Genomic DNA, 26,326 nt, shown 5'->3' with positions numbered 1-26,326 from the left:
AATACTTTTATTGGACAACATTGTAGATGACAAATTCCCAACCGGGATCTGGCGATTTAGCATTTAGTGATACCACCAAAATCGCAGTACTGGATATAGGCTCAAATAGCTTTCACTTTGTCGTGGGCGAAATGAGTAACAACTCAGTGAAGATCTTATATAAATTAAAACAAAAGGTGCGTCTTGCTGACGGCCTGTCAGAGCACATGGTGCTTTCAGAAGCGGCGATAGAACGTGGATTGGAAGCATTAGAAAAAATTGAACAGCGTATTCAAACCTACAAACCCGACTCCGTTAAGATCGTCGGTACCTATACGCTAAGAAATGCCACCAACGTTGATGTCTTTATTCAGCGAGCGAAAAGCATCTGTAGCTACCCAATTGAAATACTGTCTGGTGAAGATGAGGCTAAGCTGATTTTTAACGGCGTAGCACAAACACACTTGCTAGATAAGCCAACACTAATTATTGATATTGGAGGCGGCAGCACAGAGTTTGTTATTGGCCAACATAAAGAGCCCGAGATTGCGACCAGCTTAGATATGGGTTGTGTTAGCTATACCAATCGGTTCTTTGCAGATGGGCAGATGACAGACTTCGCATTTGAGAGTGCAATATCAGCAGCGTCAAATAATTTAAAGCAAGTTCAATCTGCTTTTAAAGCGATGGGCTGGAATAAATGTTTAGGCACGTCAGGTTCTGTAGAAAGTCTGGTTAGTGTGATTGCACAACAAAGTGGACTGAGCTTATTTAAGCAATCTTTGACGTTAGACGACTTATATATTTTAAAAGCGTTATGTATCCATACCAAAGATAGCGATAGGCTAACAATTGGTGAAGTGAATGAATGCAGAAAACATGTTTTTGCTGCCGGTTTATCAATCATGATCGCAGCCTTTCAAGTGTTAGGGGTTAAAGAACTTAATGTGGTTTCCGCGGCACTTCGAGAAGGCGTAATGTTTAATATTCTGGATACAATGACTCAATAGCTATGCAGTTTGATGCATAGTGTGCAAATTTAACTAACTTGTCTTCGAAAGGTAACATGTACGCAACATAGCTCATCTAATCTCAAAATATGCAGAAAATGCATATCACGATTAGGTGAGGTAATTATGTCCGGATTAATAAAAGACAATAAGCTACAACAGTTAGATACTCAGCTTTTTTATCAATTAAATCGAAACTCCAAATCATCAATTATAAAATTAAGTAAATGGCTTTCTAAGTCAGGCGATGGCTATTTATACCTTGTTATTTCTATAGCAACGGTGCTGCTCCAAGAATATGACACTCGCTTTTTTAAAACCGCTTTGTTGGCGTTTGCTATCGAATTGCCGGTTTATTTAATACTTAAAAATATAGTTAAACGTCATCGTCCTTTTGACAAACTAGCATCTTATCAATCGCATATTGCGCCATCAGACAAATTTAGTATGCCGTCCGGTCACAGTGGAGCCGCATTTCTTTTTGCAACTATTGTGTCGTTTTACTATCCCGAATTAATCATGCTTGCCTATACGTGGGCCACCGGTATTGCGTTATCACGGGTGTTATTAGGCGTGCATTTCCCAAGTGATACCGTTATTGGCGCTTTGTTAGGCATTGCTTGCGCCGAGGTAGCGATAAATGCATTTCTGCTTTTGTAGAAGGAATAGAACCATGAAGATTTTATATGGCGTACAAGGTACAGGAAATGGACATATTACTCGTGCAAGGGTGATGGCAAAAGCGCTGGCCAAAAAAGGAATAACGGTAGATTACGTTTTTTCTGGAAGACCAGAGGAGCAATATTTTGATATGGAAGTGTTTGGTAATTATCGCACTTATAAGGGACTAAGTTTTGTCTCAGAACATGGCTCTATTAGTTATTTGAAAACGGTTAAGCAGGCTTCTCTTTTTCAATTATACAAAGATATTGTTGCTTTAAACGTGGATGATTACGACTTAGTACTCAATGATTTTGAGCCGATCTCTGCATGGGCGGCAACTCGTGCAGGTAAAAAAGTAATTAATATTAGTCACCAAGCGGTGTTTACTAAAGATCAGGTGCCATCATTAGGATTAAGCTGGTTAAATCGACAAATATTAAAAAACTTTGCGCCGAGCGATATCGCACTTGGTGTACATTGGTTTCACTATGGGCAATCTATTATGCCACCCTTTATTGAGCGTGAGCCCGTAAATAAGTCTGAGTCCGACAATGTTTTGGTATACATGCCATTTGAAGAGCTTTGTGAGGTCGTTGAATTGTTGGAAACCCAACTAGATCAGGAGTTTGTGTTGTATCACCCAAGCATAAGTGCAGCTCAAACGATAAACAACATCACTTATAGAGTGGCCTGTCGCCAAGGGTTTTTATCCGATTTAGAAAGATCGAAAGGTGTCATCGCCAATGCGGGGTTTGAGCTGAGCAGTGAAGCCTTGTGTTCGGGAAAAAAACTACTATTAAAGCCATTACAAGGCCAGTTTGAGCAGGAGTCTAATGCAGAAACTCTTAGAAGTTTGGGATTAGCAACAGTGATTAAGGGCTTAGACGAGTCGGAGTTAGAGCGCTGGCTAGAATTACCGGCTAATGAAGCAATTAACTACCCAAGCGATCCTATGCCTGTGGTGGATTGGCTTATCAGTGGCGACCATACAAAACCTGAAATTCTTTGCCAACAATTGTGGAAATCAATATCTTTACCTCAGTTTTCCAGGAGCGTTTGGTCTAAATAAAAGAGAAGTGACGATTCGCTCTTATTAAGACTCGACTCTTGTCATATAATGCTCTCACTTCTTGCTGTGGTGAGTTTTTAAATGAGTCTTCATGCTTTACCGGTAGATAATATATTTTCTGAATTAGATATGCTTTTACAGCACCATTCTAGAGTGGTGTTGCAAGCAGAGCCTGGTGCCGGAAAGTCAACACGGTTGCCATTATTGTTACTGCAACAAGGTCAAAATACGCAAGGCGTCTATTCCCATAAAAATCAAATTCTTATACTGGAACCGCGTCGAGTCGCAGCACGGCAAATTGCCCACTTTTTAGCAACGCAACTTAATGAAACAGTGGGACAACGCATTGGTCTGGCAATGCGAGGTGAAAATGTCACAAGTGAAAAAACAGTATTAACTGTGATTACCGATGGCGTGTTGGTAAAAATGCTACAACAGGACCCTGAGCTGACCGATATTGGTCTGATTATTTTTGATGAATTTCACGAACGTTCTTTGTCTTCTGATTTAGCACTTGCCTTGAGTATCGATAGCCAACAGCTGAATGAGGCCTTAGCATTACTCATCATGTCCGCAACAATAGATACTCAACAACTAGCAAAACAACTAGAAGCCAGCGTCATTAGTGCACAGGGGCGTCAGTTTCCCATCGAATATAGATATGTGCCTAGTGAGTTAATACCAACAATTGATAATGTTGTTTCCGCTATAAAACAGGCCTTAATGGATGAGCAGAGCTCGATACTTGTATTTTTACCAGGTATTGCAGATATTAACCGGGTAAACGCTAAGCTCAACGGAACTATACCAAAGGATACCGATATTTTTCCGCTATATGGCGGCTTGTCGATGAGCGATCAGGTTAAAGCAATAGCGCCCGCAATTGCTGGGCGGCGAAAGATAGTATTAGCAACAAATATTGCCCAAACAAGTTTAACCATAGAAGGTATTGATGTAGTAGTAGATAGTGGTCAAGAGAAAGTAAACATTTACCAACCAAGAGTAAATGCAGATACTCTTGTTAACCAATCCATATCAAAGGCGTCAGCAACACAGCGAGCAGGCCGCGCCGGTAGATTAAGGGCTGGAGTGTGTTATCGATTAGGTAGTGAAGAGCATTGGCGAAGAAAAGTCCAGTTTGATACTGCGGAAATAGAGAGAAGTGATTTATCTCAATTGTTATTAGAGGTCACTATTTGGGGCGCTGAATTTGACGAGTTATTTTGGGCAACTAAACCCGATTATAGTTCGATAGGCGCCGCTGAAAAAAAGTTATTAGGCCTACAATACTTAGAAAAGCGCAATAACAGGTTACAGAGTACCGGTTTGTGTGAGCAATATCAGCAATTCGGCACTGATCTTAGATTAACTCGGTTACTTAGTTATGCAGTAAGTCTTGATAACGTGTTTGCAATTAATGCATGTTATTTAGCAGCATGGTTAGAAGTAGGTTTAAATGAAGCTCAAATAAGCGTCCCTTCCAACATTAGCGAGTTGCCGTTGCAGCCTCAAAATCTACCACAAAAAATGCCAAAAAAAATCCAGCATCAGTTTCGAAAGTTCATAAGTACATTGTCGTTACAGACTGAAAGTGATTGGCAGAAAAATAATCTCATCGACAGCGACCTTTTTGGGATTTTGTTGGCGCATGCTTTTCCAGATCGCATTGCAAAAAAGACAAGTAAACGATGGAAAATGAGCAATGGTGGAGCCGTCGAGTTTCATCATTCAAATATACCAAGTAATAGTGAATTTATTGTTGTGATTGATTTTAGCGCTAGCCAATATGGCCATTATGTTCGCCACTATGCAGAGTTATCGAAATCGCAAATAGAGCAGTATTTAGCAAGTCTAGTTGAACGCAAACAGCGAGTATATTGGTCTGAACAAAAGCGAGCGCCAGCAGCCGTTGATGAAGTAAAAATAGGTGAGCTGGTTATTGAGCAAACGCCAATAAAAGTAAATCTTGACGCAGAACAGTGGCAACAAGTGTGGTTAGATTATTTTGATCAACATGGCTTGGCTAGTTTTGGCAATGAACAGGCAAAAATCAACGAGTGGTTAGTCAAGATGACGTTGATGCAACAATGTCTGCCTGACACTTGGCCTGCGATTAACGAATTGACACTAAAGCATACAAAATCAGCATGGTTAACGCCTTATTTGAACAACGTTCGAAGTTTAGCTCATTTACAAAAATTAGATGTAATAGCTATGCTCAATAGCACGCTTGATTGGAGTCAACAACAAGTACTAAAGGAGTACTGCCCAAGCCATTACGAAACGCCGGCAGGGACTAAAGCCAAAATAGACTACACGGTTACGCCACCGAAAATATCGGTTCGACTTCAAGAGATGTTCGGTGAGCCGACGTCGCCAGCCATTTGCAACGGTAAAGTACCATTGTTAATAGAATTGCTTTCGCCAGCTCGTCGCGCGATTCAGCTAACGCAAGACTTAGCGCATTTTTGGAGCAACGCCTATGTCGAGGTGAAAAAAGAAATGAAAGGTCGCTATCCAAAACACCGCTGGCCGGATTCGCCTCAAACCGAAACGCCGGGTCATTCATTGAAGAAAAAAATGTCTGCTAAGTAGTTTCTTTAATTAGAGCGAAAAGGTAAGGTTAAAATTGATAGTTTAATGCTAGTAGTTCAATAAATTAAAGAAAGATTAAGCAATTATATGAGTCAAGATGTAGATCCGAATCAAGTATTAAAATCAGGCAGTTACCGAGTTCTAAAGGTAGTGATCTTCATTTGTGTCTGTTTGGCATTTTATACCTTGTATATGGATGCGTGGGTGCAAAAGCGCATGGCAGGCCAAAAGTGGGATACACCTGTTCAGGTATTTGCCAGACCTTTATCAATTTACAGTCACAAATTCTTGCCTAAACAAGAAGTTATCGACGAACTCAAATTATTAAACTATAAGTCAGCTCCTCAACCCGACTCTCCAGGCCAATTTACGATTAAACAGTCTTTTATCGAGATTTATCGTCGAAGTTATATTGGTTTTGATGGTTTGATTGCACCGCAAAAAATACGGATTGGTTTTCAACAAAATAGAGTAGCCGCGGTTGAGAGTTTTAAGGATGGGCAATGGCTACCGCAGTCGATCACTTATTTAGAGCCATTGTTAATCTCGAGACAAGCCACTGATAGTAATGAAGACCGAGAGATTTTAGATCTTTCAACCATTCCCGAATGGATGATTGATGCGTTGTTGGTAGTAGAGGATAAAAACTTCTATCATCACCATGGCGTTGCACCATTAGCGATTGTTAGAGCCTTATTTGCCAATATCTCTGCCGGCAGAAAGGTTCAAGGCGGCAGCACCATTACACAACAATTAGCAAAAAACCTCCTACTTAACGACAATCGTAAGTCTTACTTTAGAAAGTTTAAAGAAGCTATTATTGCCTTGATTCTTGATTATCGATATAGCAAAGACGCAATATTAGAGGCTTACTTTAATGAGATTTATCTTGGTCAAAATGGCAGTCGAGGTGTACACGGTTTTGCCTTAGCTAGTAAATTTTACTTTAATCAAAGGCTAGCCGATTTAACACCTGAAAAATTTGCGTTACTAGTCGCCATTGTAAAAGGCCCCTCTTATTACAACCCAATTCGTCACAAGCAACGCGCGCAAGAACGACGCGACTTAGTACTTCAGTTGATGGTATCCGATAATGTTATTTCAAAGGATGATTATCAATGGTATGTAAACCAACCACTTGCCTTAACGGTGAACAAAAGCAAATATCGCACGCGCTTCCCATCCTACTTACAACAAGTTGAACGAGAGCTAAAAACATTAGATGTTGTCGCACCTTTGAATAGCGGATTGATGGTATTTACTGGTTTAGACCCTCTTTTACAAACAAGATACGAAAGACTATTTGCACAAAGCATTAAGCAGTTGGAGTCTGGATATAAACAAAAAGATCTAAACGGTGCGATTGTTTCTATTAGTTTAGAAAATGGCACTATTAGCGCTTTGGTCGGAGATAAGAATAATACAGCTGGTGGATTTAATAGGGCGCTTGATTCCCAACGAAACATAGGTTCGTTAGTAAAACCCGCCGTTTACCTTACTGCTCTTGATGAACCAGACTATCATTTAGGGACCCTGTTGCCGGACGAAAAAATATCGATGCAGAGTAATCAAGGCAAACGTTGGGAGCCAACCAATTATGATAAAAAATTAAGGGGCGAGGTGCTATTGTTTGATGCGTTAAGTCAGTCACTAAACTTGCCAACAGTTCACTTAGGCATGGATGTTGGGTTAACGTCTGTGATTAGCACACTGCGCAAAATGGGTGTTGATCAACAAATCAATAAATACCCATCGTTGTTATTAGGCGCACTGCCAATGTCGCCATTGCAGGTCGCTGAAGTGTTCCAGCCAATTGCAAACTTCGGACAAAAATTTCCCGTTCAGGCAATTACGCATGTGACTGATAATAATGGCATTAAGTTATTAACGAGTAACTTAGATAGCCAAATTATATTTGATTACGCCACCAGTTATGAACTGGCGTATGCACTAACACAGGTTACAAAAGTGGGTACGGCAAAGCGTTTAGCGAATGAGCATAAAGGCATTCAATTTGGTGGAAAGACGGGAACCACTGATGATTTAAGAGACAGTTGGTTTGTCGGATTTGATCAAAATAAAGTGACCAGTGTTTGGGTAGGTAAAGACGATAATTCGCCAATTAATCTAACAGGTAGCCAAGGCGCCCTATTTGTATTTAGCCAATTACAGCAAGCTCGCATTCCAGAATCGGTTAATAAGCCAAAGCCTAATAATGTTGAGTTACGTTACGTAGAAAAATCAACAGGCTCGATATTGTCGGGTGAATGCGGAGAGCATATTCAACTGCCTATTAGAGTAGACAAAATCACCAAAATAAAGGACTGCCCATCATTGTTTGATTGGTTATAAAAAAAGCCACATTAAGTGGCTTTTTTATTATGTATCGACTTTGTAGACGTTAGTCCTTGGCCAACTCAGCGAATGCCTCGCCTATAACGGAGATTGTTTTGTCTAACATCGGGCGGTCATGTTTAATAGAAACAAAACCGGCTTCAAATGCAGATGGTGCCAGATAAACACCACGGTCGAGACATAAATGGAAGAACTTCTTAAATCGCTCACCATCACACTCACAAACTTGTGCAAACGTTGTGACCTTTGGCGCATCTGTAAAGAAGATGCCAAACATGCCACCAGCTTGTGCAGTGGCGACTGGAATGCCATGTTTTTTAGCTTCTGCCTCAACACCTTCAAGTAAATAGGCGGTTTGCGCAGTTAATTGTTCATGAAAACCATCTTTTTCCAATTCCGCTAATGCAGCTAAACCCGCAGCCATCGCCACTGGGTTACCAGATAATGTACCCGCTTGATACACAGGACCTTCTGGCGCTAGGTGCGCCATGACTTCTTTTTTACCACCAAATGCGCCAACAGGCATGCCACCACCGATGACCTTGCCTAATGTTGTAAGATCAGGCTCTACATTATATAAACCTTGAGCGCTGCCTTTGTGCACACGAAAACCTGTCATCACTTCATCAAAAATAAGTACGGCATTGTACTCATCACAAATTTCTCTAAGGCCTTCAAGAAAGCCTGGTACCGGAGGAATACAATTCATGTTGCCCGCGACAGGTTCAACAATAATACAAGCAATATCATCGCTATATTGTTTACATAACTCTCGAACTGAGTCTAAGTTGTTAAACTCTGCTGTAATTGTGTGAGCAGCAACATCGGCAGGAATACCTGGTGAGCTAGGAACTCCCATCGTTAAAAGACCCGAACCTGCTTTTACTAACAACGAGTCAGCATGGCCGTGATAACAACCTTCAAACTTGAGTAACTTATTTTTACCTGTATAACCACGAGCCAAACGAATTGCACTCATCGTGGCTTCAGTACCTGAATTAACCATACGTACACGTTCGATTGACGGAAGGAATTCAGTAATTTTTTCCGCCATGGTTACTTCTATTTCAGTGGGCGCACCAAAGCTTAGGCCGTTTTGAACTGCAGCGATTACTGCGTCTTTTATAGCGGGATGGTTGTGGCCAAGAATCATAGGGCCCCAAGAACCGACATAATCAATATAAGCTTTACCGTCGACATCATAAGCAATTGCACCGTCTGCTTTTTCAAAAAAGATCGGTGTTCCACCTACGCCATTAAATGCACGAACCGGAGAATTAACGCCGCCAGGGATATGTTGTTTAGCTTGTGCAAAAAGATCTGCTGATTTAGTCATAAAACGTTAGTTACCTATATTAATTTATTTAGAGCTTACCCAAGGTACATCACACTGGTATTTGTCGACTTTATCGGCAACACCCAGTGTTAACGCAAATAACGCCATTCGAATAAGAACACCGTTATCAGCTTGGCGAAATATCGCCAAGTTTGGATTTTGGTTTAAATCGTTATCAAGCTCATTGGCATCAGCACGCGAATCTCGTGGTAATGGATGCATGATAACTGTGTTTGACTTACAATATTTTGTATATATTTCATTGTTTAGGCGGAACTGACCACGGTATTTATTAGCTTCGTCTTGGCTCTCAAACCTTTCTTCTTGAATACGCGTTTGGTAAACAATATCTGCATCTATATTGTGTTCCATCTTATCGCTAATTGTCACTTTATGACCGGCGTCCTCAAGACTATCAATAACATACGTTGGCATTGATAAAGCATCTGGTGAGACTAAACTAATATGCATGTTTTTATACATGGCCAATAGCTTTGACAATGAGTGTACGGTTCTGCCGTTTTTAAGATCACCAACCATTGCGATATGCATGCCATCGATAGTTTGGTCAAATGCGGCCAACTCTTTTTGAATAGTAAACAAATCTAACAGAGCCTGAGTAGGATGCTCGTTTGCACCATCGCCACCATTAATGACAGGAACTCGGCTTCCTTCAGCAAACTCAGCAACCGAGCCAGCTTGTGGATGACGCATCGCAATGACATCACTGTAACTACTAATAACCCGTGCGGTATCGTAAAGTGATTCACCTTTAGCTAATGCTGAACTTTGCATGCCTGTGGTTTCTCGAACTTCACCACCTAACAAGTTAAAGGCACAACCAAAACTCACTCGAGTACGTGTTGAAGGCTCAAAAAACAAGTTTCCTAAAATTGCACCGTCCAGCACCTTTGTCCTTAATTCACGTTTTGCGTAAGGCTCCATGCGACTCGCAATATCAAAGATATTTTGTAGATCATCACGATTAAATTGATTTACAGAAAGAATGTGTTGCCCAGTAAAGTTCATCAGCTTGATAGCCTATTCATAAAGAGTGGAACATTGTTGGAAGGCAATTTTAGCAGACCAACCCAGACTTCGACAATTAGAAAGGCTTAACCACAGCCAAGATAATTATCGCAAGTAAAATTAATACTGGTATCTCATTAAACACACGATAGAAAAGTGCGGACTTTGTATTTTTATTGTACTTAAAGTCACGCAACAATTTAAAACAATATCCGTGATACACATATAAAATAGCAACGAGTAACAGTTTTGCATGTAGCCAGTGACTCACTTTAAACCAAGCTAGGCCATAACTATGGATGAGCAACAAGCCAAATATCAACGTGAAAATTGCAAATGGCGTAACAAAATAAAGCAACCTACGTTCCATTACTTTTAATGTGTCAGACGTATGCTGCTTGGCCGTGTTGATGTTCAAATTATTACTAGGGCTAATGCCGCTTTCACTACCGGATTTCTTATCAGTAATGTCATTTTCTATACCGTTGTTTTCGGCGTGATATACAAACAACCTTGGTAAATAAAAAATACCAGCGAACCAAGCGATCATAAAAAAAACGTGAAAAGCCTTAAACCAAAGTAAGGTCATAATAATGCGTTCCTGTTCATTAATATTGTGCGAAGTTGCTCCCAAGTGACTATACCAACAATTTTTTCACCACTGGTGCTGGTTATCAGAGTCGCTCCATCGCGCTGATCTTTAATAAGTTCCCAAACATGGGCCATCGTTGAGCGGGTATCGATTGTTAGTAGTGGCGTATATTTAACTTTGTCGTTATTTCGAGAGTAACTTGTATCAAATTCAGCTAAAGAATAGTCCACGCCTAAGTCGTGTTTCATTGCAACAATTAACCATTGCTCGGGCTGTTTGTCGTTCAAGTGAAAACGGACATCTTGCTCGGTAACGTAATTAATTAATTTTAAATTAGTGTCCATTTCCGCAAGCACACCAATTTTTTCCAACACCGTAGTCGCAGGTGGCGTTTGATACATCAAACCTTGGAAGTCCAACTGCTGAAGGAAAATAGAACGATTTTTTAACCCTTGCGAGCTTGTGATATAGGCACTTGCAATAACGATAATTGCAGGTGTAATCGCCGCCGGATTGTTAGTGAGCTCTACGACCGCCACTAATGCTGCAAGCGGAGCATGTAAACTCGCCGCCATTAACCCAGACATGCCTAATACTGCGTACGTGCCCATAAAGTGGGTACTTGGATCGATGAGCAACACTAAGTTAGCAACAATAAGACCTATTAACACGCCTAACCCAAAAACAGGACCGATAATACCGCCGGGAACACCGAGTCCAATCGCAACTAATGTTAAAAACAATTTAGATACTAATAAGATAATCAATAATTCTAAGTTGGTTGGTGAAATCATTGCCTGGTTAATTGCGCTAGTTCCGTCACCTAAGGCTTCTGGCACAAAATAACCGACAATAGCTGTAAGTACACCAGCCAATAACAGCCGCGGAAACATATTTACGTACCGGAAAGTACGAATGATGCGCATTAAGTTAGTATTAAAGATATAAGCACTGATTCCTAACGTTATGCCTAATAGTATTAACCAAGGGTAGTGACTGCCAGGTAAGGTAAACACAGTCAGTTGCGCAAACTCGATATGCTGGCCAAACACAAATTGGGTAATAATAGATCCTGCCGATGACGCTAGCATGACAGGGATAAAGATATGAATTTTGTATTCTCGAAGCACCACTTCCATAACAAAGATGACCGCGGCAAGGGGGGTGTTAAACGATGCTGAAATACCCGCTGCGATTCCACAAGCGGTGAGTGTACGAACGGCGTTATGAGGTAGTCGTAGCCATCGGCCAAAGTAACTCGCACCAGTAGCGCCAATATGAACAGACGGGCCTTCTCGACCGACTGAAAAGCCACTTGATAACGCTAGAATACCACCGACAAATTGGTTAGCAGTGTTCCAAAATGGCATGTTCCCATAATGTGCTTTAATACGGTGTAAAACAAAAGGAATGCCTAAGCGATAGTGTTTATACCCTGTAAAGTCGGCAAAAATAGCAATTAATATGGCAGCAAAAATAGGTAAGGTAGGTAAAATATAGTCTAGTAGGTCGTCAAAGCCGCCTCCGGTAGAGAAGGTTTGTTGAATGAACTCAATGGCCAAGCGAAACACCACGATGAGTAATGCCGCTGCGATGCCGCCCAACAAGCCTAGAATACTAAGTTGTATACTTGTTTGAGGAATCGCTAATCGTTTGCGCAGGGCATATAGACTGTTAGATAGCATCTATGTTCCGAAATACTATGGTTACCATCCACGGTAACAAACCATATAAAAGTGACTATTCTCGTTAAACACACCTAGTCAAACTAAGGTCGCAAAGTGTACCATAAACCTATGACATGTAATAAAAATTATCAACTATGAATTATTGGCTAAGTTTTGAAGGTCTAAAGGAAAGGTTAGGTCGCTTTAGATTTCTGATGTTATTGATATTTATAATATCAATAACATCATATATGAGTTACCAGGTAGGTGGCAGCGTTAACAAGTGGCAGCAGCAACAGCTAGTTAAGCAGCAAGCTCGACTAGACAACCTCTATCAAGAAATAGATCAACATGTACGAAAAAACAACTATTTAACCGTTGAACTGCAAGTTGAAAAAAAAGCGGGAAAGCAAACACAAGAAGAATTGGTGATGTTGCGTGAAGAGTTATTTCAGTTACGTAAAGAGCTCAGCTTCTATCAAAAAGTATTGGCCCCAGAGTTAGTTGCAGATGGCTTAGCGATTGAGCAGTTTAATATTGAGCAAGACAAAGGCCAAAATAGATTCACGCTTCATTTTGCGGTAGTACAAACTGATAGTAAAAAAAGAAATGCCAAAGGCAACATAAGTCTTAATATTGTGGGTTATGAAAATGGGCAGCGAACAACGTTAGATTTAGCTAAACTTGCAAACTTGTCTTCATCAGATTTAAAATTTAGTTTTCATTATTTTCAATACTTTGAAGGTAAATTCCAACTTCCAGAAGGTTTTGTGCCAGCCAACATTGAGATAAAAGTGGTGCAACCCAAAACGCGTTGGCAACCGTATAAAGCCTTTACGGAAAAGAGGGATTGGCCTGATTTATAGGCGCTAGAATACTTGATTAAATTTGTCAGGTATTAGATAATCGCGCCCCGTTTTTATGAGGTATTTTTTATGACTGACATTGTGACACCGTCTGCAGAATCAACAGAGACGCCAGAATTACCGATTCAATTTTCTGATGCCGCTGCGATCAAAGTGAAGCAGTTAGTTGATGAAGAAGAAAATCCAGCTTTAAAACTGCGTGTTTATGTTACTGGTGGTGGTTGTTCTGGGTTCCAATATGGCTTTACGTTTGACGAAGATGTGAATGCCGGTGATATGGAAATAGAAAAGCAAGGCGTGTCTATGGTCATTGATCCAATGAGTTTGCAATATCTCGTTGGTGGCATTGTAGATTATACGGAAGGACTGGAAGGCTCTCGTTTTTTTGTCAACAACCCAAATGCAACGACAACATGTGGATGTGGTGCGAGTTTTAGCGTTTAAAGATAACGTTCTCACCAACTGAAAGAAATAGTTACAGAAAAGGTCGATTAAATCGGCCTTTTTTTGTGCGCTTGGGTAGGTTTCACACTACCATTGAATTACTATTCTAATATAACGTTTTGCTATATTTGGGAAATTCATGAGCACTTCAAACTCCAAGCCAGGTCTACTTGAGAGAAAACCTTATATTTTAGCTATCGCTATTACAGTATTGCTTATTGTGTGGATGGCTTCTGGCATGATCAGCAACGACAAAAAAGTCTTATCAAATGATGACCGCAATGAAACTGAAAAGTTACCCACAGTAGAAGTCACCGTGTTTAATACAGAGCCAGTGCAAAGGAGCATTGAGCTGTATGGCCGCACTGAACCGGATCGTGTTTTAGTGCTGGACTCTGAAGTTGATGGTCGTGTTGTTGAAATTTTAGTAGAAGAAGGTCAGCTAGTTAAAGCGGGTCAAGCCATTCTGAAACTGTCACTAGACGATAAACTGGAACAGCTCAATTTTGCGAAATCGTTAGTTGAGCAACGTGAAATTGAATATAAAGGCGCAATTTCACTGCAAGCAAAAGGCTTACAAGGTGAGTCGTTATTAGCACAAGCGAAAGCCGGTCTTACGGAAGCTAAAGCACTTGTGAAGCTACGAGAATCCCAATTAGAAAAAAGTACAATAGTCGCCCCATTTTCTGGTGTAATTAATAATCAAAGTGTTGAGATAGGTAGTGTTGTTAGCAAGGGACAGGCACTATTTGAATTAGTGGATTTGTCTCCTTTGGTGGTTACAGCGCATGTGACAGAGAACTATGTAGACCTAATTGATGAAAACGCCCAAGTTGAGGTCCTTTTGGTTAATGGCAAGCGTGTTCCAGGGTCACTGCGCTACATATCCAGCATGTCGGAAGTAGGTACAAATACCTTCGAGATTGAAATTGAAATTGACAACCCAGACCAAAAAATGAAAGCCGGCATTAGTACTGAAATCGACGTCATGTTTTCGCAAGAACAAGCGATCAAGGTTTCACCAGCTTTGTTATCGCTTGATAAAGACGGAAACTTGGGCGTAAAAACCGTCGTCAATGAGCGGGTTGTGTTTACTCCAATCGATATGATTAAAACCGAACAAGACGGAGTGTGGTTAGCTGGTTTTTCTGGTGAAACTCAAGTTATCACGCGAGGACAAGGTTTTGTTCGTCCCGGTGACCAAGTAGCAGTAACAATAACGCAAGCAGGAAACTAAATCATGCGAGGAATTATTGACGCTGCGCTAGACCGCACTCGTACCGTTTTGATGATCTTTTTATTGCTACTTATATCAGGTGCAATTACTTACAAGAACATTCCTAAAGAGTCTGATCCAGACATCACTATTCCTATTATCTATGTTTCTATAGTACACGATGGCATTTCCCCTGAGGACGCTGAACGAATGTTAATCAGGCCAATGGAGATTGAGCTGCGGTCACTCGAAGGCGTTAAAGAAATGACCTCAACAGCCAGTGAAGGGTATGGCTCGGTGCAAATAGAGTTTGTTGCTGGTTTTGATCCTAAAGACGCGATCGCTGATGTTCGTGACAAAGTAACCATTGCTAAAGCCAAGTTACCAGCAGACTCGGAAGAGCCGGTGGTTAAACAAGTAAGCATGGCGGACGAGCAACCCGTCATTACCATCGTGCTGTCCGGGCCAGTGCCAGAACGAGGTTTGGTGACCGTTGCTCGAGCGTTAAAAGATGAAATTGAGGGATTAAGTGAAGTCTTAGAAGTTGAGGTTGGTGGCGACCGCGAAGATATTGTAGAAATTGTTGTAGATCCTTTACTGATGGAGAGCTATGGCTTAGACCAAAACGATATCCTCAATTTATTACAAAGAAATAACCGTCTGGTTGCGGCAGGTACCTTAGATACCGGCGCAGGGCGTTTTGCAGTAAAAGTCCCTTCTGTTTACGAGACAGTAAAAGATGTATATGAACAACCGATTAAAGTCGTGGGTGATAGAGTAATTACCTTCGGTGATGTTGCATCGGTTCGTCGTTCATACAAAGACCCTAGTAGCTTTGCGAGATTAAATAATCACCCTTCGGTTTCATTAGAAATAAAAAAACGCCCCGGTGAGAACATCATCGAAACAATAGACAAGGTCAAGGCAATAGTCGCTACGGGCCAATCAATGTGGCCTGAACATATAGAGGTGACCTATACAGGCGATCGATCAAAAGATGTGGAAAAAATGCTTACTGACTTACAAAACAATGTTCTCTCAGCCGTGTTACTCGTCGTCATTGTTATTATTGCCACGTTAGGCGTTCGCTCTGCGACGTTAGTCGGAATCGCTATTCCAGGGTCGTTTTTGACGGGAATATTAGTCATTTCTTTGATGGGTATGACGGTCAACATAGTGGTGTTATTTTCACTCATTATGGCGGTTGGCATGTTGGTTGATGGCGCGATAGTAGTTACTGAATTTGCCGACAGGATGATGAGTGAAGGGAAGACCAAGCGGGAGGCCTATCGCCTTGCATCTAAGAGAATGGCTTGGCCAATCATAGCCTCAACAGCTACAACGTTAGCAGCGTTTGCGCCTTTAATATTCTGGCCAGGAATAATGGGCGAGTTTATGAAGTATTTGCCCATTACTCTTATTGCCGTATTGACGGCCTCACTTGTAATGGCATTAATTTTTGTGCCAGCAATGGGCACGCTTATCGGTAAAGTTCGTCCCGTTTCAAAAGAGACAAAAGAACAATTGCTACAAGCGGAAGATGGCGATATTCGAACTTTGGATGGCTTTACTGGCAAGTACGTTCGCTTTTTAGAAAAGGCGATTACTAATCCACTGAAAAGTTTAGCTGTTTCAATCGTGATTGCAGTGACAGTTTTCACAGCGTTTAATTTTAGTGGTTTAGGATCTGAGTATTTTCCTGATGTTGAGCCTGAGGGCGCAAGTATTGTTGTTCGCTCACATGGTGACTTATCAATATATGAGAAAGACCAAATCATGCAGCAAATTGAAAGACGCCTGGTCACTCTTGATGAAATTGAGACGTTGTATGCTCGTACTGGCGGAAGTGATCAAGTTGGTTATATGAGAATGAACTTAGTGGATTGGCAATTACGCCGAAAAGCGAATGAAATTATCGAAGACGTACACGAGCTAACTAAAGATATTGCAGGCGTAGAAGTAGAGGTACGAAAAGATGAAAATGGACCAAGTGGTGGTAAAGCTTTAGTCCTAGAACTTAGTTCGCGATTTCCTGATGAATTAAATGATGCTGTTCGCACTATTCGGACTGCGCTTGAAGAAAATGGTAATTTTATCAACCTGTCAGATACAGCGGACAAAGATGGCATTGAATGGCAATTAATCATTGATCGCAGCAATGCAGCACGTTTTGGTGCTGATGCAACCTTGCTAGGCAGTACTATTTCTATGGTAACAAATGGTTTAAAAATTGGTGAATATCGGCCTGATGATGTCGACGATGAATTAGACATTCGTGTTCGATATCCCGAACAAAAACGAAATATTGGTCAACTAGAATCCGTTCGAGTGAAAACTCAATCAGGAATGGTCCCTGTCAGTAACTTTGTTGAACAAAAAGCCGTGCCAAAGGTTGATGTTATCCGACGCGTAGATGGTAGAAGAGTCGTACAAATAGCTGCCGATATGGCACCGGGCGTATTATTGTCGCAGCAACTGCCTATTTTGACAGAAAAGTTACCGCAATTAGGCTTGAGTCCGAATATCGCGGTAAAAGTAAGAGGCGAAAACGAAGATCAGGAAGAGTCGCAAGTCTTTCTGCAAAATGCCTTTATGGTTGCATTATTTGTAATGGCGATAATTTTGGTCACACAATTTAATAGTTTCTATCAAGCCGCATTAATTTTAAGTGCAGTCGTATTTTCAACAGTTGGTGTCTTTTTAGGTTTGTTAATCGTACAAAAACCATTTGGTATTGTAATGTCCGGCATTGGGGTAATATCGCTCGCCGGTATTGTTGTGAACAACAACATTGTATTAATTGATACATATAATGTGTTGCGCAAGCAGGGCTTGAAGTACACAGAAGCTATTTTGCGAACCGGTGCTCAACGTTTGCGACCTGTAATGTTAACAACAATAACAACGGTATTAGGTCTGATGCCTATGGTGTTGGAAATGAATATTGATTTAGTCAATAGGGTAATGGAGTTTGGGGGTCCATCAACGCAATGGTGGTCGCAACTTTCCATTGCCGTCGCCGGGGGATTAACGTTTGCGACCGTGCTGACCTTAGTTTTAACACCTTGTTTATTGGCGCTTGGTGAGCGAGTTAGAATCGCCTTGCGCACCAAGCCAACAAGTATGGCGACGAATGTTAATTGATATAGTGATTTAAACCATACATAAGACCAAAAAATACGGCAAGGGCAACGGAAAAGGCAATAATATAATAAAAGCCTCGTTTCCCTTGCTCTATTGTCCAGTCATTCATACGCAGGTATTGCCACCAAACAAGGCTTAATAACAGCGGTATAAAAAAGAAAAACTTAATCATCAAAATATCCCTTCTTCTTCATCAATGATGTCTTTTTCTTCATCAATGGTAATAGGTGAAAACTCATCTACGTATTTAGTTGGTTCAGTACCTTTAATAAAATACTCAAACTCTGTGGTATGGTCTGTTTTTCTTGATAACAGACCTGTTTTTCTGTCAATTCTTACGGAAACAATGCCTTCTGGGATCTCTCGTTTAGCAACAGGGATGCTATCTGATATTTGCGATATAAAGTCTATCCAGCCCGGTAACGCAGTAACCGCACCAGCTTCTGCACCGGACTCTTGTTCGTCATTACTCAAATTTGCATTAAACGATGTACGGCCAAGCGCTCGTCCTGGTGCGTCAAAACCTACCCAAGTTGTGGCAACGATAGAGTCGTTAAAGCCAGTGAACCAGGTGTCTGCGGCATCATTGGTTGTACCGGTTTTGCCACTAAAGTCTCGACGTTTAAGCTTTTGAGCTCGCCATGACGTGCCATTCCAGCCATTTCCTTTAGACCAAGTACCACCACCCCAAATAGAGCTATTTAAGGCCTCAGAAATTAAAAATGCATTCTCAGTGGATATTACCCTAGGAGCAGCCATCTCATTACGTGGTTGTGGGTTTGGCTCGGTCATATCGATATTCATATTGGTTAATTCATTATCATCCAAATTAGCGACCATTTTAGTTGCTTGGTAAACTACTTCACCAGAAACGGTTTCTATGCGCTCGATTAGATTAGGTTCAACTAAAAAACCACCGTTAGCAAAGGTACTAATACCTGTCACAACGGATAATGGCGTTAGAGCCGCAGATCCCAAAGATATAGTCTCGTTTTCCGGCAAGTCACTTTTAGCAAAACCAAATCGGGTTAAAAATTCGACCGTTTTATCAACGCCTAAGGTTCTCATCACGCGAACCGCCATTACGTTTTTCGACTCCGCTAAGCCACGTCTTACTCTTGTTGGCCCGTTATATGTCTCTGGAGAGTTGGCTGGTCGCCACACACTATTTCGCTCCCACTTAGTAATAGGCGCGTCGTTGATTAACGTCGCTAGTGTGGTGCCGTTCTCTATAGCGCCTGAATAAACGAAGGGCTTTATGTTAGAGCCAATCTGGCGTTTGGCTTGAGTAATTCGGTTGTACTGGTTGTGAGCAAAGTCGTAACCGCCTACTAACGCTATTACGTCGCCATTATTTGGATTCATCGCCACTAATGAACTACTCACCAGTGGTTTTTGGCTCAGTCGATAGCTTAAGTCGTCATTTTGACGTAGCCAAATCAACGAGCCCTCTTTAAGTATTTGAGCAGCAAATTCTGGTGCATCGCCTTGTTTGTTATCATTAATATATGGTCTTGCCCATTTCAAATTATCCCAATCTAAAACTTCGACTTTGCCACCTTTTGCTAAAACATAAACAGAGTTATCCATGACATTAGTGACAACGGCAGGAATGACATCGCCGTAATCTTTTATTCTAGATAAGTAATTTACGATTTTGTCGCTATCCCAAGCTGCATTTTGTTCAGAAGTAGAGTCTATATTTTCCGAGTCCCAAAGAAATCGAGTAGGTCCTCTGTAGCCATGACGCTCATCGTAACTATGGATATTGTTACGAACTGCTTTACGAGCGGCAATTTGAGCGTCACCATTAATAGTCGTGTATACGTTAAACCCTTCCGTGTACGCTTTTTCTAATCCATACCGGTCGACCATTTCTTTACGAACTTGTTCGGCGACATACGGAGCGGGTGCTGTAATTTTTGCGCCGTGAAGTTTTGCTGTTATAGGGGCTTGTTTGGCTTCTTCATAGGTTTGTTCATCAATGGCACCAACAGCAAACATTCGACCTAGTACAACGTTTCGGCGCCATTTTGCTAAATCTGGATTACGTATTGGGTTATATCGAGTTGTGGCTTTGGGAATACCTGCAATCATGGCTAATTGTGGTAATGTCAGCTCGCTAATATCTTTTCCGTAATAAACTTGCGCAGCAGCTCCGATACCAAACGCACGATTTCCAAACGGGATCTTATTTAAGTACAAGGTCAGAATTTCTTCTTTACTCATGATTTGCTCAATATGCAGAGCAATATATATTTCTTTGATTTTACGCATCCAGCGCTTATCTAACGATAAAAAGACATTTCGAGCTAATTGCATCGTAATAGTACTGGCACCTTGCGCTTTGCGACCGGTTGAAATGACAACGAGTGCCGAGCGAACAACGCCAATTGGATCAATACCAAAGTGATCATAAAAACGAGAGTCTTCGGTGGCAATGATTGCGTCTTTAAGCGCTTGTGGAATTTCTGAATATAAAACGGGATCTCGTCTTTTTTCACCAAATTGGGAAATTAACTCGCCTTCAGCAGTGTAAACTCTCATCGGAATTTGAAAGCGGACGTCGCGAATAGAATCTTCATTTGGTAAGTCGTCTTTTACATAAAAATAAAACGCAACTATCAAGAAAACAGATAGCAACGTTCCAAAAATCATTAACGTTACTAATTTTTTGAGCCAACTCATTGAATAAACCTAGAAAAAATTCTGCTATAAGGATAATGTAGCTAGTATAACCGGAACAGGATGATAGAAAAGGCTTTTTATTCACTCAAAAAAAGTCTAATCTTTAGTTTGTAGGATAAATAACAGGCAGCTCAGTGACTTGACATGTTAGACACAATTAGGAAGTTATTTACAAAAAGTGTTCCCTATATGGTTGGGATTGATATTGGTTCGCACTCGGTAAAAGCAGTATTGTTATCGGAACAACACGGCGTTTATAGAGTAGAGGAAGCCCTTGTCGAAGCTATGCCAAAGGGAATGATTAAGGATAGCGAAATTCAAGATATTGAAACCGTCGCTAGAGTTATCAGCAAAATTAGAAAGCATATTCCAAAATCAGTGAAATATGCAGCGGTAGCTATTTCAGGATCTAGCGTGATCACTAAAATCATCTATATGGATGTTACGCTTTCTGACTCTGAATTAGAGAGCCAAATTGAAATTGAAGCTGATTCACTTATTCCATATCCGCTTGATGAAGTTAGTCTCGACTTTGAAAAGATTGACGTGAACCGAGCAGACCCATCAAAAATCGATATATTGCTCAGTGCCGCGCGTACTGAAAACATAGAAGCACGTTCACTCGCCGTATCCGAAGGTGGTTTTGAACCTAAGGTGCTTGATGTTGAAAGCTATGCTTTGAGCCGAGCTGGACAATTATGTATTGGTCAACTGCCTGACGACGCCAATGAAAAAGTCGTTGCATTTGTAGATGTAGGCGCTCAAATTACCCTGCTTAGCATTATCCAAGGTGAACGCTCTCTTTATACTCGTGATCAGGTTTTTGGTGGAGAACAATTTACTAATTCAATTGTTTCCTACTATGGCCGTTCTTTTGAAGAGTCTGAAAAAGCGAAAGTAAATGGTGATTTGCCGCCAAACTATACTTTTGAAGTATTAGCCCCATTTCAAACCGCATTGTTACAACAGATCCGCCGCTCTATTCAAATGTTTTTGAACACAAGTGAGAAAGATAATGTTGATTACATTGTTTTATCAGGTGGTACGTCTTTGATATCAGGTTTAGATAGACTCCTTATCGATGAGTTAGGAATTCATACCGTTGTAGCCAAGCCTTTTGCTGAACTAGAAATCGCGGCTGAATTAGATTCTGAAGACATTGAACTTGTGCAGTCACAGTTAATGATTGCGACAGGTTTAGCATTAAGGAGCTTTTCAGAATGCCATATATAAATTTATTGCCATGGCGAGAGACCGCACGTAAAGAACTGCAACAACAGTTTCTTGCGATATTAGGGGCGATATCCGCAGTCGTCATTTTTTTATTGTTTTTATTATCTATATATTATGGTCAGCGACTAGAGGGTCAGGAATATAGAAATAATTATCTTCAAAGCGAAATTTCAATACTCACTCAACGTATTAATGAAATTCGAAACTTGAATGATAAGAAGAGTGATCTTAACAAGCGTATAGCGCTGATAGAACAGCTTCAAGAAAGTCGAAACCTAGGTACAGAAATATTTAATGAAGTAGCAGGAATGGTTCCGACAGGTATATATTTAACAAAAATAGAGAAAAAAGGGCCATCACTTTTAATTAATGGCAAAAGCGAATCAAATAACCGCTTATCAAACATGATGAGAAATATTGAGCGTTCAGAATTACTGGAAGCTGCGGATCTTGATTCTATTATTGCCGGAGAAAAAGACACCGCCTTACTTAGCGATTTCACCATGACTGTTTCAGTTAAGAAATATGTGCCAGAAACTGAGGAGAAGAAAAAATGAATCTAGATAAATTCAATTTTGACTTCTCTGACTTTGATATCAATGATATCGATTTCGAAAATATGGGGTCATGGCCTAAGCCTGCCAAGATAGCAATGGCCGCATTTGTTGCTATTGCTGTTGCTATCGCAAGTTACATGCTACTAGTCAGTAGCAAGGTCGATGCGCTAGACAACGCAAAATTGCAGGAAGTGCAATTAAAAAACAACTACCGTATTAAATATGGTGCTGCTGTTAATTTAGACTCATATAAAAAACAAATGGTCGACATGGAAGGCAAGTTCTCATTATTATTAAAAAGGCTTCCTACGTCACATGAAACACCTGGTTTATTAGATGATATTACCTATGTTGGTACAACATCGGGCCTGTCTTTTATTAAAATTAACTGGTTACCTGAAGTTGAAAAACAATTTTATACTGAGCTTCCAATTCAAATTGAAGTGTTAGGTGATTATCATGAATTTGGACAGTTTGTTAGCCAGGTAGCGGCTTTACCGCGAATTGTAACCCTCCATGATTTTACAATTACCGAAGCTAATAATGACAAACTTCGTTTAAATGTTGTTGCTAAAACATACCGTTACAAGGAGGCAGAAAAATGATCCGTTTAGTCGTTATTCTTCTTTCTCTTACGTTAGTCGGTTGTTACGATGATGTTTCAGATATTCAGCAATATATGAATAAAATTAAGAGTGGAACACCGGTAAAAATTGAACCGATTCCCGCTGTTAATGAATTTCAGCATATTGAATACTCAATGACGTCCTCACGTAGTCCATTTGATTTACCATCACCTGAAGTAATTCAAGATAACTACGAACCAGCACAAAACTGCTTGGCGCCAGATCCTCGCCGCCGCAAGCAGCCCCTAGAAAAATTTGCGTTGGACAATTTGAGTATGAGGGGTACTCTAGGCACAGATAAAGAAGTTTGGGCACTAATTCAAGCTTCAGATGGGTCGTTACACCGCGTGACAGAAGGGAACTTTGTTGGCCTCTTTAATGGCCGTATTACGTCGGTAAATGATAACCGAGTTGTACTTGTAGAGTTGATTCCGGACGGCGCTGGTTGCTGGAAAGAACGTACTGCTCGTGTACAGTTAGCCGATAGTTCGGCAAATGAATAAAACTAATAAGAATATGGATTGCTAAATACAATGAAAAGTAACGTTAAGTTTTATAAAGTATTGACGGCATTTTTTGCGCTATTTTTGACTTTTACCGCTGCGTCAGTGCCGCTTTTGTACGATATTAGATACTCACCTATCGTAAAAGGCGAAACCGAGTTGGAGTTTGTTTTTGATGAAAATCTATATTCAGACCCAAGTATTCAGGTATTTAATGAGCCTGCGCGAATAGAACTATTTTTTGAAGAAACGGATTTTGATGAAAGCTTAGTAAATATTCTTATTCAAAAAGAAGGTGTTATCAATATTGAAACACAACGTCAAGATAACGGCGTACTGGTTAGTATTCTTTTAGACTACCTAAAGTTGTATAAGTCTAGGGTCGAAGGAAACAAGTTTTTTATTCGAGTATCTGACAACGCGACTACAGAAGCTCAGTCTAATAACGACACAAACATAGAGCTAATTAACCGAATTCAAGCCCTTGACTTTAGACGAGGCGCAGAAGTTAATTCAGCTACAGAAGGTAGAGTATTAGTCTTCCTAAGAGACAATATGGCTGCAGTTGACGTTACGTCAAAAGAACAACAAATATTTATCCAATTTCACAACACCGACATCCTGACAGATCTTTTATATAAAATGGATGTAGTTGACTTTGGAACTATTGTTACAGGTTTGGAAACATTCCAAAATGGCAATAATAGCCAGCTAGTAATAGATGTTGAAGGTGATTTTGAATACGATTTTCAACAATTAGATAACATTTTTACGTTAACAGTAAACAAAGCGCCAGAACAACAAGGCACACTTGCTGGCGGCTCTGAGTATCAAGGCCAACCTATGTCCTTGAACTTCCAAGACTTACCAATTAGAACTGTATTGCAAATTATTGCAGATTTTAATGGTTTCAATTTAGTGGTATCAGATACCGTCTCTGGCACGTTAACGCTTCGTTTAAATAGTGTACCTTGGGACCAAGCGCTTGATATCGTGCTTCGCACCAAAGGCTTAGATAAACGTATGGAAGGTAATGTTCTCATGGTCGCGCCATCTGATGAGTTAGCAGCACGCGAGGCTAGAGAATTAGAAGCTAAGAAAAAGGTAGAAGAATTCGAAGTTCTTGTATCTGAATTTATCCAAATTAATTATGCAAAGGCAGCTGAAATAGCTTCGTTATTAAAGTCAGAAGGTACTTCGATTTTGACACCTAGAGGTCAAGTTTCAGTTGATGCCCGCACTAATACATTGCTTGTTAAAGATACAGCAAGTGGTATTGAGACCGTTAAAAAAGCGGTTAAGACACTAGATATCCCTATCAAACAGGTTTTGATAGAAGCGCGTATGGTAACAATTCGTGATAATATCGATGAGCAGTTAGGTATCCGTTGGGGAATCTCAGGGAATAGTTCTGACGGTAATGGCGCTACCGGTGTGTCAGGCTCGTTAGAAGGGGCTCGTCAAACTAGAGTTGGTTCTATAGGCTCTGATGCAGGTCCACGTCTTAATGTTAACTTGCCTGTTGCAAGCCCTGCAGGTAGTATCGCCGTTCAAATTGCTCGCTTAGCTGATGGCACTCTGCTTGATTTAGAATTGTCAGCATTAGAACGTGAGAATAAAGGCGAAATCGTTGCGACACCAAGAATTACAGCATCAAATCAGCGTATGTCTCGAATTGAACAGGGTACAGAGATCCCTTATGTTCAAGCTGCATCAAGTGGTGCAACTTCCGTGTCATTTAAAAAAGCTGTGCTAAGTTTAGAAGTGACACCTCAAATTACGCCAGATAACAGCGTTATTTTAGATTTAAACATAACTCAAAATGCTCGTGGTGATACAGTATCTACACCAACTGGTCCTGCGGTAGCAATTGACACTCAACAACTACAAACTCAGGTTACAGCTCGAAATGGTGAAACCATCGTATTAGGTGGCATTTATCAACAACAAGTAATTAATAGTGTTAGTAAAGTGCCATTATTAGGTGATATACCATTCATTGGAAGAGTATTTAGGACGGACACATCCTTCAACGAAAAGAGAGAGTTACTAATTTTCGTAACACCTAAAATTGTGACGGATGCGTTATAAAAACATCCAATCACCAACTCTTTCTTGCATTTTAGCTACTTTTTTTGCGATAATTCGCGCCTTATTTTTGGGGCGCGACTTTTTGTGTCTGGGCTTGTTTGTTAACACACTAAAAATGTATTTGAATTAGGTAATATGGCTGAAAAACGTAACATCTTCTTAGTAGGTCCTATGGGCGCAGGTAAAAGTACTATTGGTAGGCACTTAGCAGACCAACTACATTTACAATTTGTCGACTCTGATCAGGAAATTGAACGTCGTACCGGTGCAGATATCGCCTGGGTTTTTGATATTGAAGGTGAAGAAGGGTTTCGTCAACGTGAAGAAACTGTTATCACCGACCTTACAGAAAAACAGGGAATCGTGTTAGCGACTGGCGGTGGATCAGTTGTTAGCAAAGAAATCCGCAATAGGTTATCGGCACGTGGGATAGTAGTGTATTTAGAAACACCTATCGAAAAACAAGTGGCTCGTACGCAACGAGACAAGCGTCGCCCTCTTCTTCAAACTGAAGAGCCAGCAAGAGACGTATTAATCCGTTTAGCGGAAGAGCGTAACCCGCTTTACGAAGAAATCGCTGATATTGTCGTTAAAACTGATGAGCAAAGTGCTCGTGTGGTAGCGAACGAGATTATTAGTAAATTAGATTTCTAAGCGTTGTTA

The 26,326-nt window shown here is 40.7% G+C and carries 21 protein-coding genes; 15 read left to right on the top strand and 6 right to left on the bottom strand.

The window, feature by feature from the left end; translation table 11 throughout:
- Window positions 1-26: 26 nt before the first annotated feature.
- The 5 genes from J9318_RS13220 to mrcB all read left to right on the top strand — a co-directional run bounded on the left by J9318_RS13220 (window position 27) and on the right by mrcB (window position 7,668).
- The gene (locus J9318_RS13220) at window positions 27-989 is read left to right on the top strand and encodes a Ppx/GppA family phosphatase (protein WP_210560349.1); all 963 of its coding nucleotides are present in this window, start codon (window positions 27-29) and stop codon (window positions 987-989) included.
- Window positions 990-1,115: 126 nt separating this feature from the next.
- A complete protein-coding gene (locus J9318_RS13215; RefSeq protein WP_210560348.1) occupies window positions 1,116-1,649 on the top strand; it encodes a phosphatase PAP2 family protein in 534 nt (177 codons plus the stop codon).
- 13 nt (window positions 1,650-1,662) lie between these two features.
- Complete coding sequence (locus J9318_RS13210) at window positions 1,663-2,721, top strand: MJ1255/VC2487 family glycosyltransferase (protein WP_210560347.1); 1,059 nt, start codon at window positions 1,663-1,665, stop codon at window positions 2,719-2,721.
- Between the two features lie 81 nt (window positions 2,722-2,802).
- Window positions 2,803-5,316, top strand: coding sequence for an ATP-dependent helicase HrpB (hrpB, locus tag J9318_RS13205; protein WP_210560346.1), 2,514 nt, complete (start codon window positions 2,803-2,805; stop codon window positions 5,314-5,316).
- A gap of 87 nt (window positions 5,317-5,403) precedes the next feature.
- Window positions 5,404-7,668, top strand: a complete 2,265-nt coding sequence (gene mrcB, locus J9318_RS13200) for a penicillin-binding protein 1B (RefSeq protein ID WP_210560345.1) — start codon at window positions 5,404-5,406, stop codon at window positions 7,666-7,668.
- 49 nt (window positions 7,669-7,717) lie between these two features.
- Here mrcB and hemL read toward each other — a convergent pair whose 3' ends face one another.
- The 4 genes from hemL to J9318_RS13180 all read right to left on the bottom strand — a co-directional run bounded on the left by hemL (window position 7,718) and on the right by J9318_RS13180 (window position 12,313).
- Window positions 7,718-9,007 carry a glutamate-1-semialdehyde 2,1-aminomutase gene (gene hemL / locus J9318_RS13195; protein WP_210560344.1) on the bottom strand — a complete coding sequence of 430 codons (1,290 nt, stop codon included), beginning with the start codon at window positions 9,005-9,007 and terminating at the stop codon, window positions 7,718-7,720.
- A gap of 24 nt (window positions 9,008-9,031) precedes the next feature.
- Complete coding sequence (locus J9318_RS13190) at window positions 9,032-10,036, bottom strand: aspartate carbamoyltransferase (protein WP_210560343.1); 1,005 nt, start codon at window positions 10,034-10,036, stop codon at window positions 9,032-9,034.
- A gap of 76 nt (window positions 10,037-10,112) precedes the next feature.
- A complete protein-coding gene (locus J9318_RS13185) occupies window positions 10,113-10,625 on the bottom strand; it encodes a CopD family protein (protein ID WP_210560342.1) in 513 nt (170 codons plus the stop codon).
- On the bottom strand, window positions 10,622-12,313 hold the full coding sequence (locus J9318_RS13180) for a chloride channel protein (RefSeq protein WP_210560341.1): 1,692 nt from the start codon (window positions 12,311-12,313) through the stop codon (window positions 10,622-10,624). Before J9318_RS13180 ends, J9318_RS13185 begins: the two co-directional genes overlap by 4 nt.
- Window positions 12,314-12,546: 233 nt before the next feature.
- On the opposite strand from J9318_RS13180, the gene J9318_RS13175 reads away from it, so the two are divergent.
- The 4 genes from J9318_RS13175 to J9318_RS13160 all read left to right on the top strand — a co-directional run bounded on the left by J9318_RS13175 (window position 12,547) and on the right by J9318_RS13160 (window position 17,965).
- The gene (locus tag J9318_RS13175) at window positions 12,547-13,161 is read left to right on the top strand and encodes a DUF6776 family protein (RefSeq protein ID WP_210560340.1); all 615 of its coding nucleotides are present in this window, start codon (window positions 12,547-12,549) and stop codon (window positions 13,159-13,161) included.
- Window positions 13,162-13,230: 69 nt separating this feature from the next.
- Window positions 13,231-13,605 (top strand): iron-sulfur cluster insertion protein ErpA, encoded by a 375-nt coding sequence (gene erpA / locus J9318_RS13170; protein ID WP_210560339.1) that lies wholly within the window; start codon window positions 13,231-13,233, stop codon window positions 13,603-13,605.
- A 139-nt stretch (window positions 13,606-13,744) separates the two neighbouring features.
- On the top strand, window positions 13,745-14,842 hold the full coding sequence (locus J9318_RS13165) for an efflux RND transporter periplasmic adaptor subunit (protein ID WP_210560338.1): 1,098 nt from the start codon (window positions 13,745-13,747) through the stop codon (window positions 14,840-14,842).
- A 3-nt stretch (window positions 14,843-14,845) separates the two neighbouring features.
- Complete coding sequence (locus tag J9318_RS13160) at window positions 14,846-17,965, top strand: efflux RND transporter permease subunit (RefSeq protein ID WP_210560337.1); 3,120 nt, start codon at window positions 14,846-14,848, stop codon at window positions 17,963-17,965.
- On the opposite strand, the gene J9318_RS13155 is transcribed toward J9318_RS13160, so the two are convergent.
- Together J9318_RS13155 and J9318_RS13150 are read right to left on the bottom strand one after the other, a co-directional pair.
- Window positions 17,958-18,137: a hypothetical protein gene (locus J9318_RS13155; RefSeq protein ID WP_210560336.1), complete on the bottom strand. Its 180-nt coding sequence runs from the start codon at window positions 18,135-18,137 to the stop codon at window positions 17,958-17,960. The genes J9318_RS13160 and J9318_RS13155 overlap by 8 nt on opposite strands.
- Window positions 18,137-20,653 (bottom strand): penicillin-binding protein 1A, encoded by a 2,517-nt coding sequence (locus J9318_RS13150; protein WP_210560335.1) that lies wholly within the window; start codon window positions 20,651-20,653, stop codon window positions 18,137-18,139. The genes J9318_RS13155 and J9318_RS13150 overlap by 1 nt, the downstream gene beginning before the upstream one ends.
- Window positions 20,654-20,842: 189 nt before the next feature.
- Here J9318_RS13150 and J9318_RS13145 point away from each other — a divergent pair, with 189 nt between their 5' ends.
- The 6 genes from J9318_RS13145 (at window position 20,843) to aroK (ending at window position 26,317) form a co-directional block, all read left to right on the top strand.
- A complete protein-coding gene (locus tag J9318_RS13145) occupies window positions 20,843-21,886 on the top strand; it encodes a pilus assembly protein PilM (RefSeq protein WP_244731721.1) in 1,044 nt (347 codons plus the stop codon).
- Window positions 21,874-22,443, top strand: a complete 570-nt coding sequence (locus J9318_RS13140; protein ID WP_210560333.1) for a PilN domain-containing protein — start codon at window positions 21,874-21,876, stop codon at window positions 22,441-22,443. The genes J9318_RS13145 and J9318_RS13140 overlap by 13 nt, the downstream gene beginning before the upstream one ends.
- The gene (locus J9318_RS13135) at window positions 22,440-23,048 is read left to right on the top strand and encodes a type IV pilus inner membrane component PilO (protein ID WP_210560332.1); all 609 of its coding nucleotides are present in this window, start codon (window positions 22,440-22,442) and stop codon (window positions 23,046-23,048) included. The genes J9318_RS13140 and J9318_RS13135 overlap by 4 nt, the downstream gene beginning before the upstream one ends.
- Window positions 23,045-23,572, top strand: a complete 528-nt coding sequence (locus tag J9318_RS13130; RefSeq protein WP_210560331.1) for a pilus assembly protein PilP — start codon at window positions 23,045-23,047, stop codon at window positions 23,570-23,572. Before J9318_RS13135 ends, J9318_RS13130 begins: the two co-directional genes overlap by 4 nt.
- Window positions 23,573-23,602: 30 nt before the next feature.
- Window positions 23,603-25,663 carry a type IV pilus secretin PilQ gene (locus J9318_RS13125; protein WP_210560330.1) on the top strand — a complete coding sequence of 687 codons (2,061 nt, stop codon included), beginning with the start codon at window positions 23,603-23,605 and terminating at the stop codon, window positions 25,661-25,663.
- A 135-nt stretch (window positions 25,664-25,798) separates the two neighbouring features.
- On the top strand, window positions 25,799-26,317 hold the full coding sequence (gene aroK / locus J9318_RS13120; RefSeq protein WP_155696334.1) for a shikimate kinase AroK: 519 nt from the start codon (window positions 25,799-25,801) through the stop codon (window positions 26,315-26,317).
- Window positions 26,318-26,326 lie beyond the last annotated feature (9 nt).

Source organism: Psychrosphaera aestuarii (genome assembly GCF_017948405.1).
GTDB classification, from domain to species: domain Bacteria; phylum Pseudomonadota; class Gammaproteobacteria; order Enterobacterales; family Alteromonadaceae; genus Psychrosphaera; species Psychrosphaera aestuarii.
The sequence above is the reverse complement of the archived record's forward strand: the minus strand, read 5'-3'. Positions and strand labels throughout refer to the sequence as shown.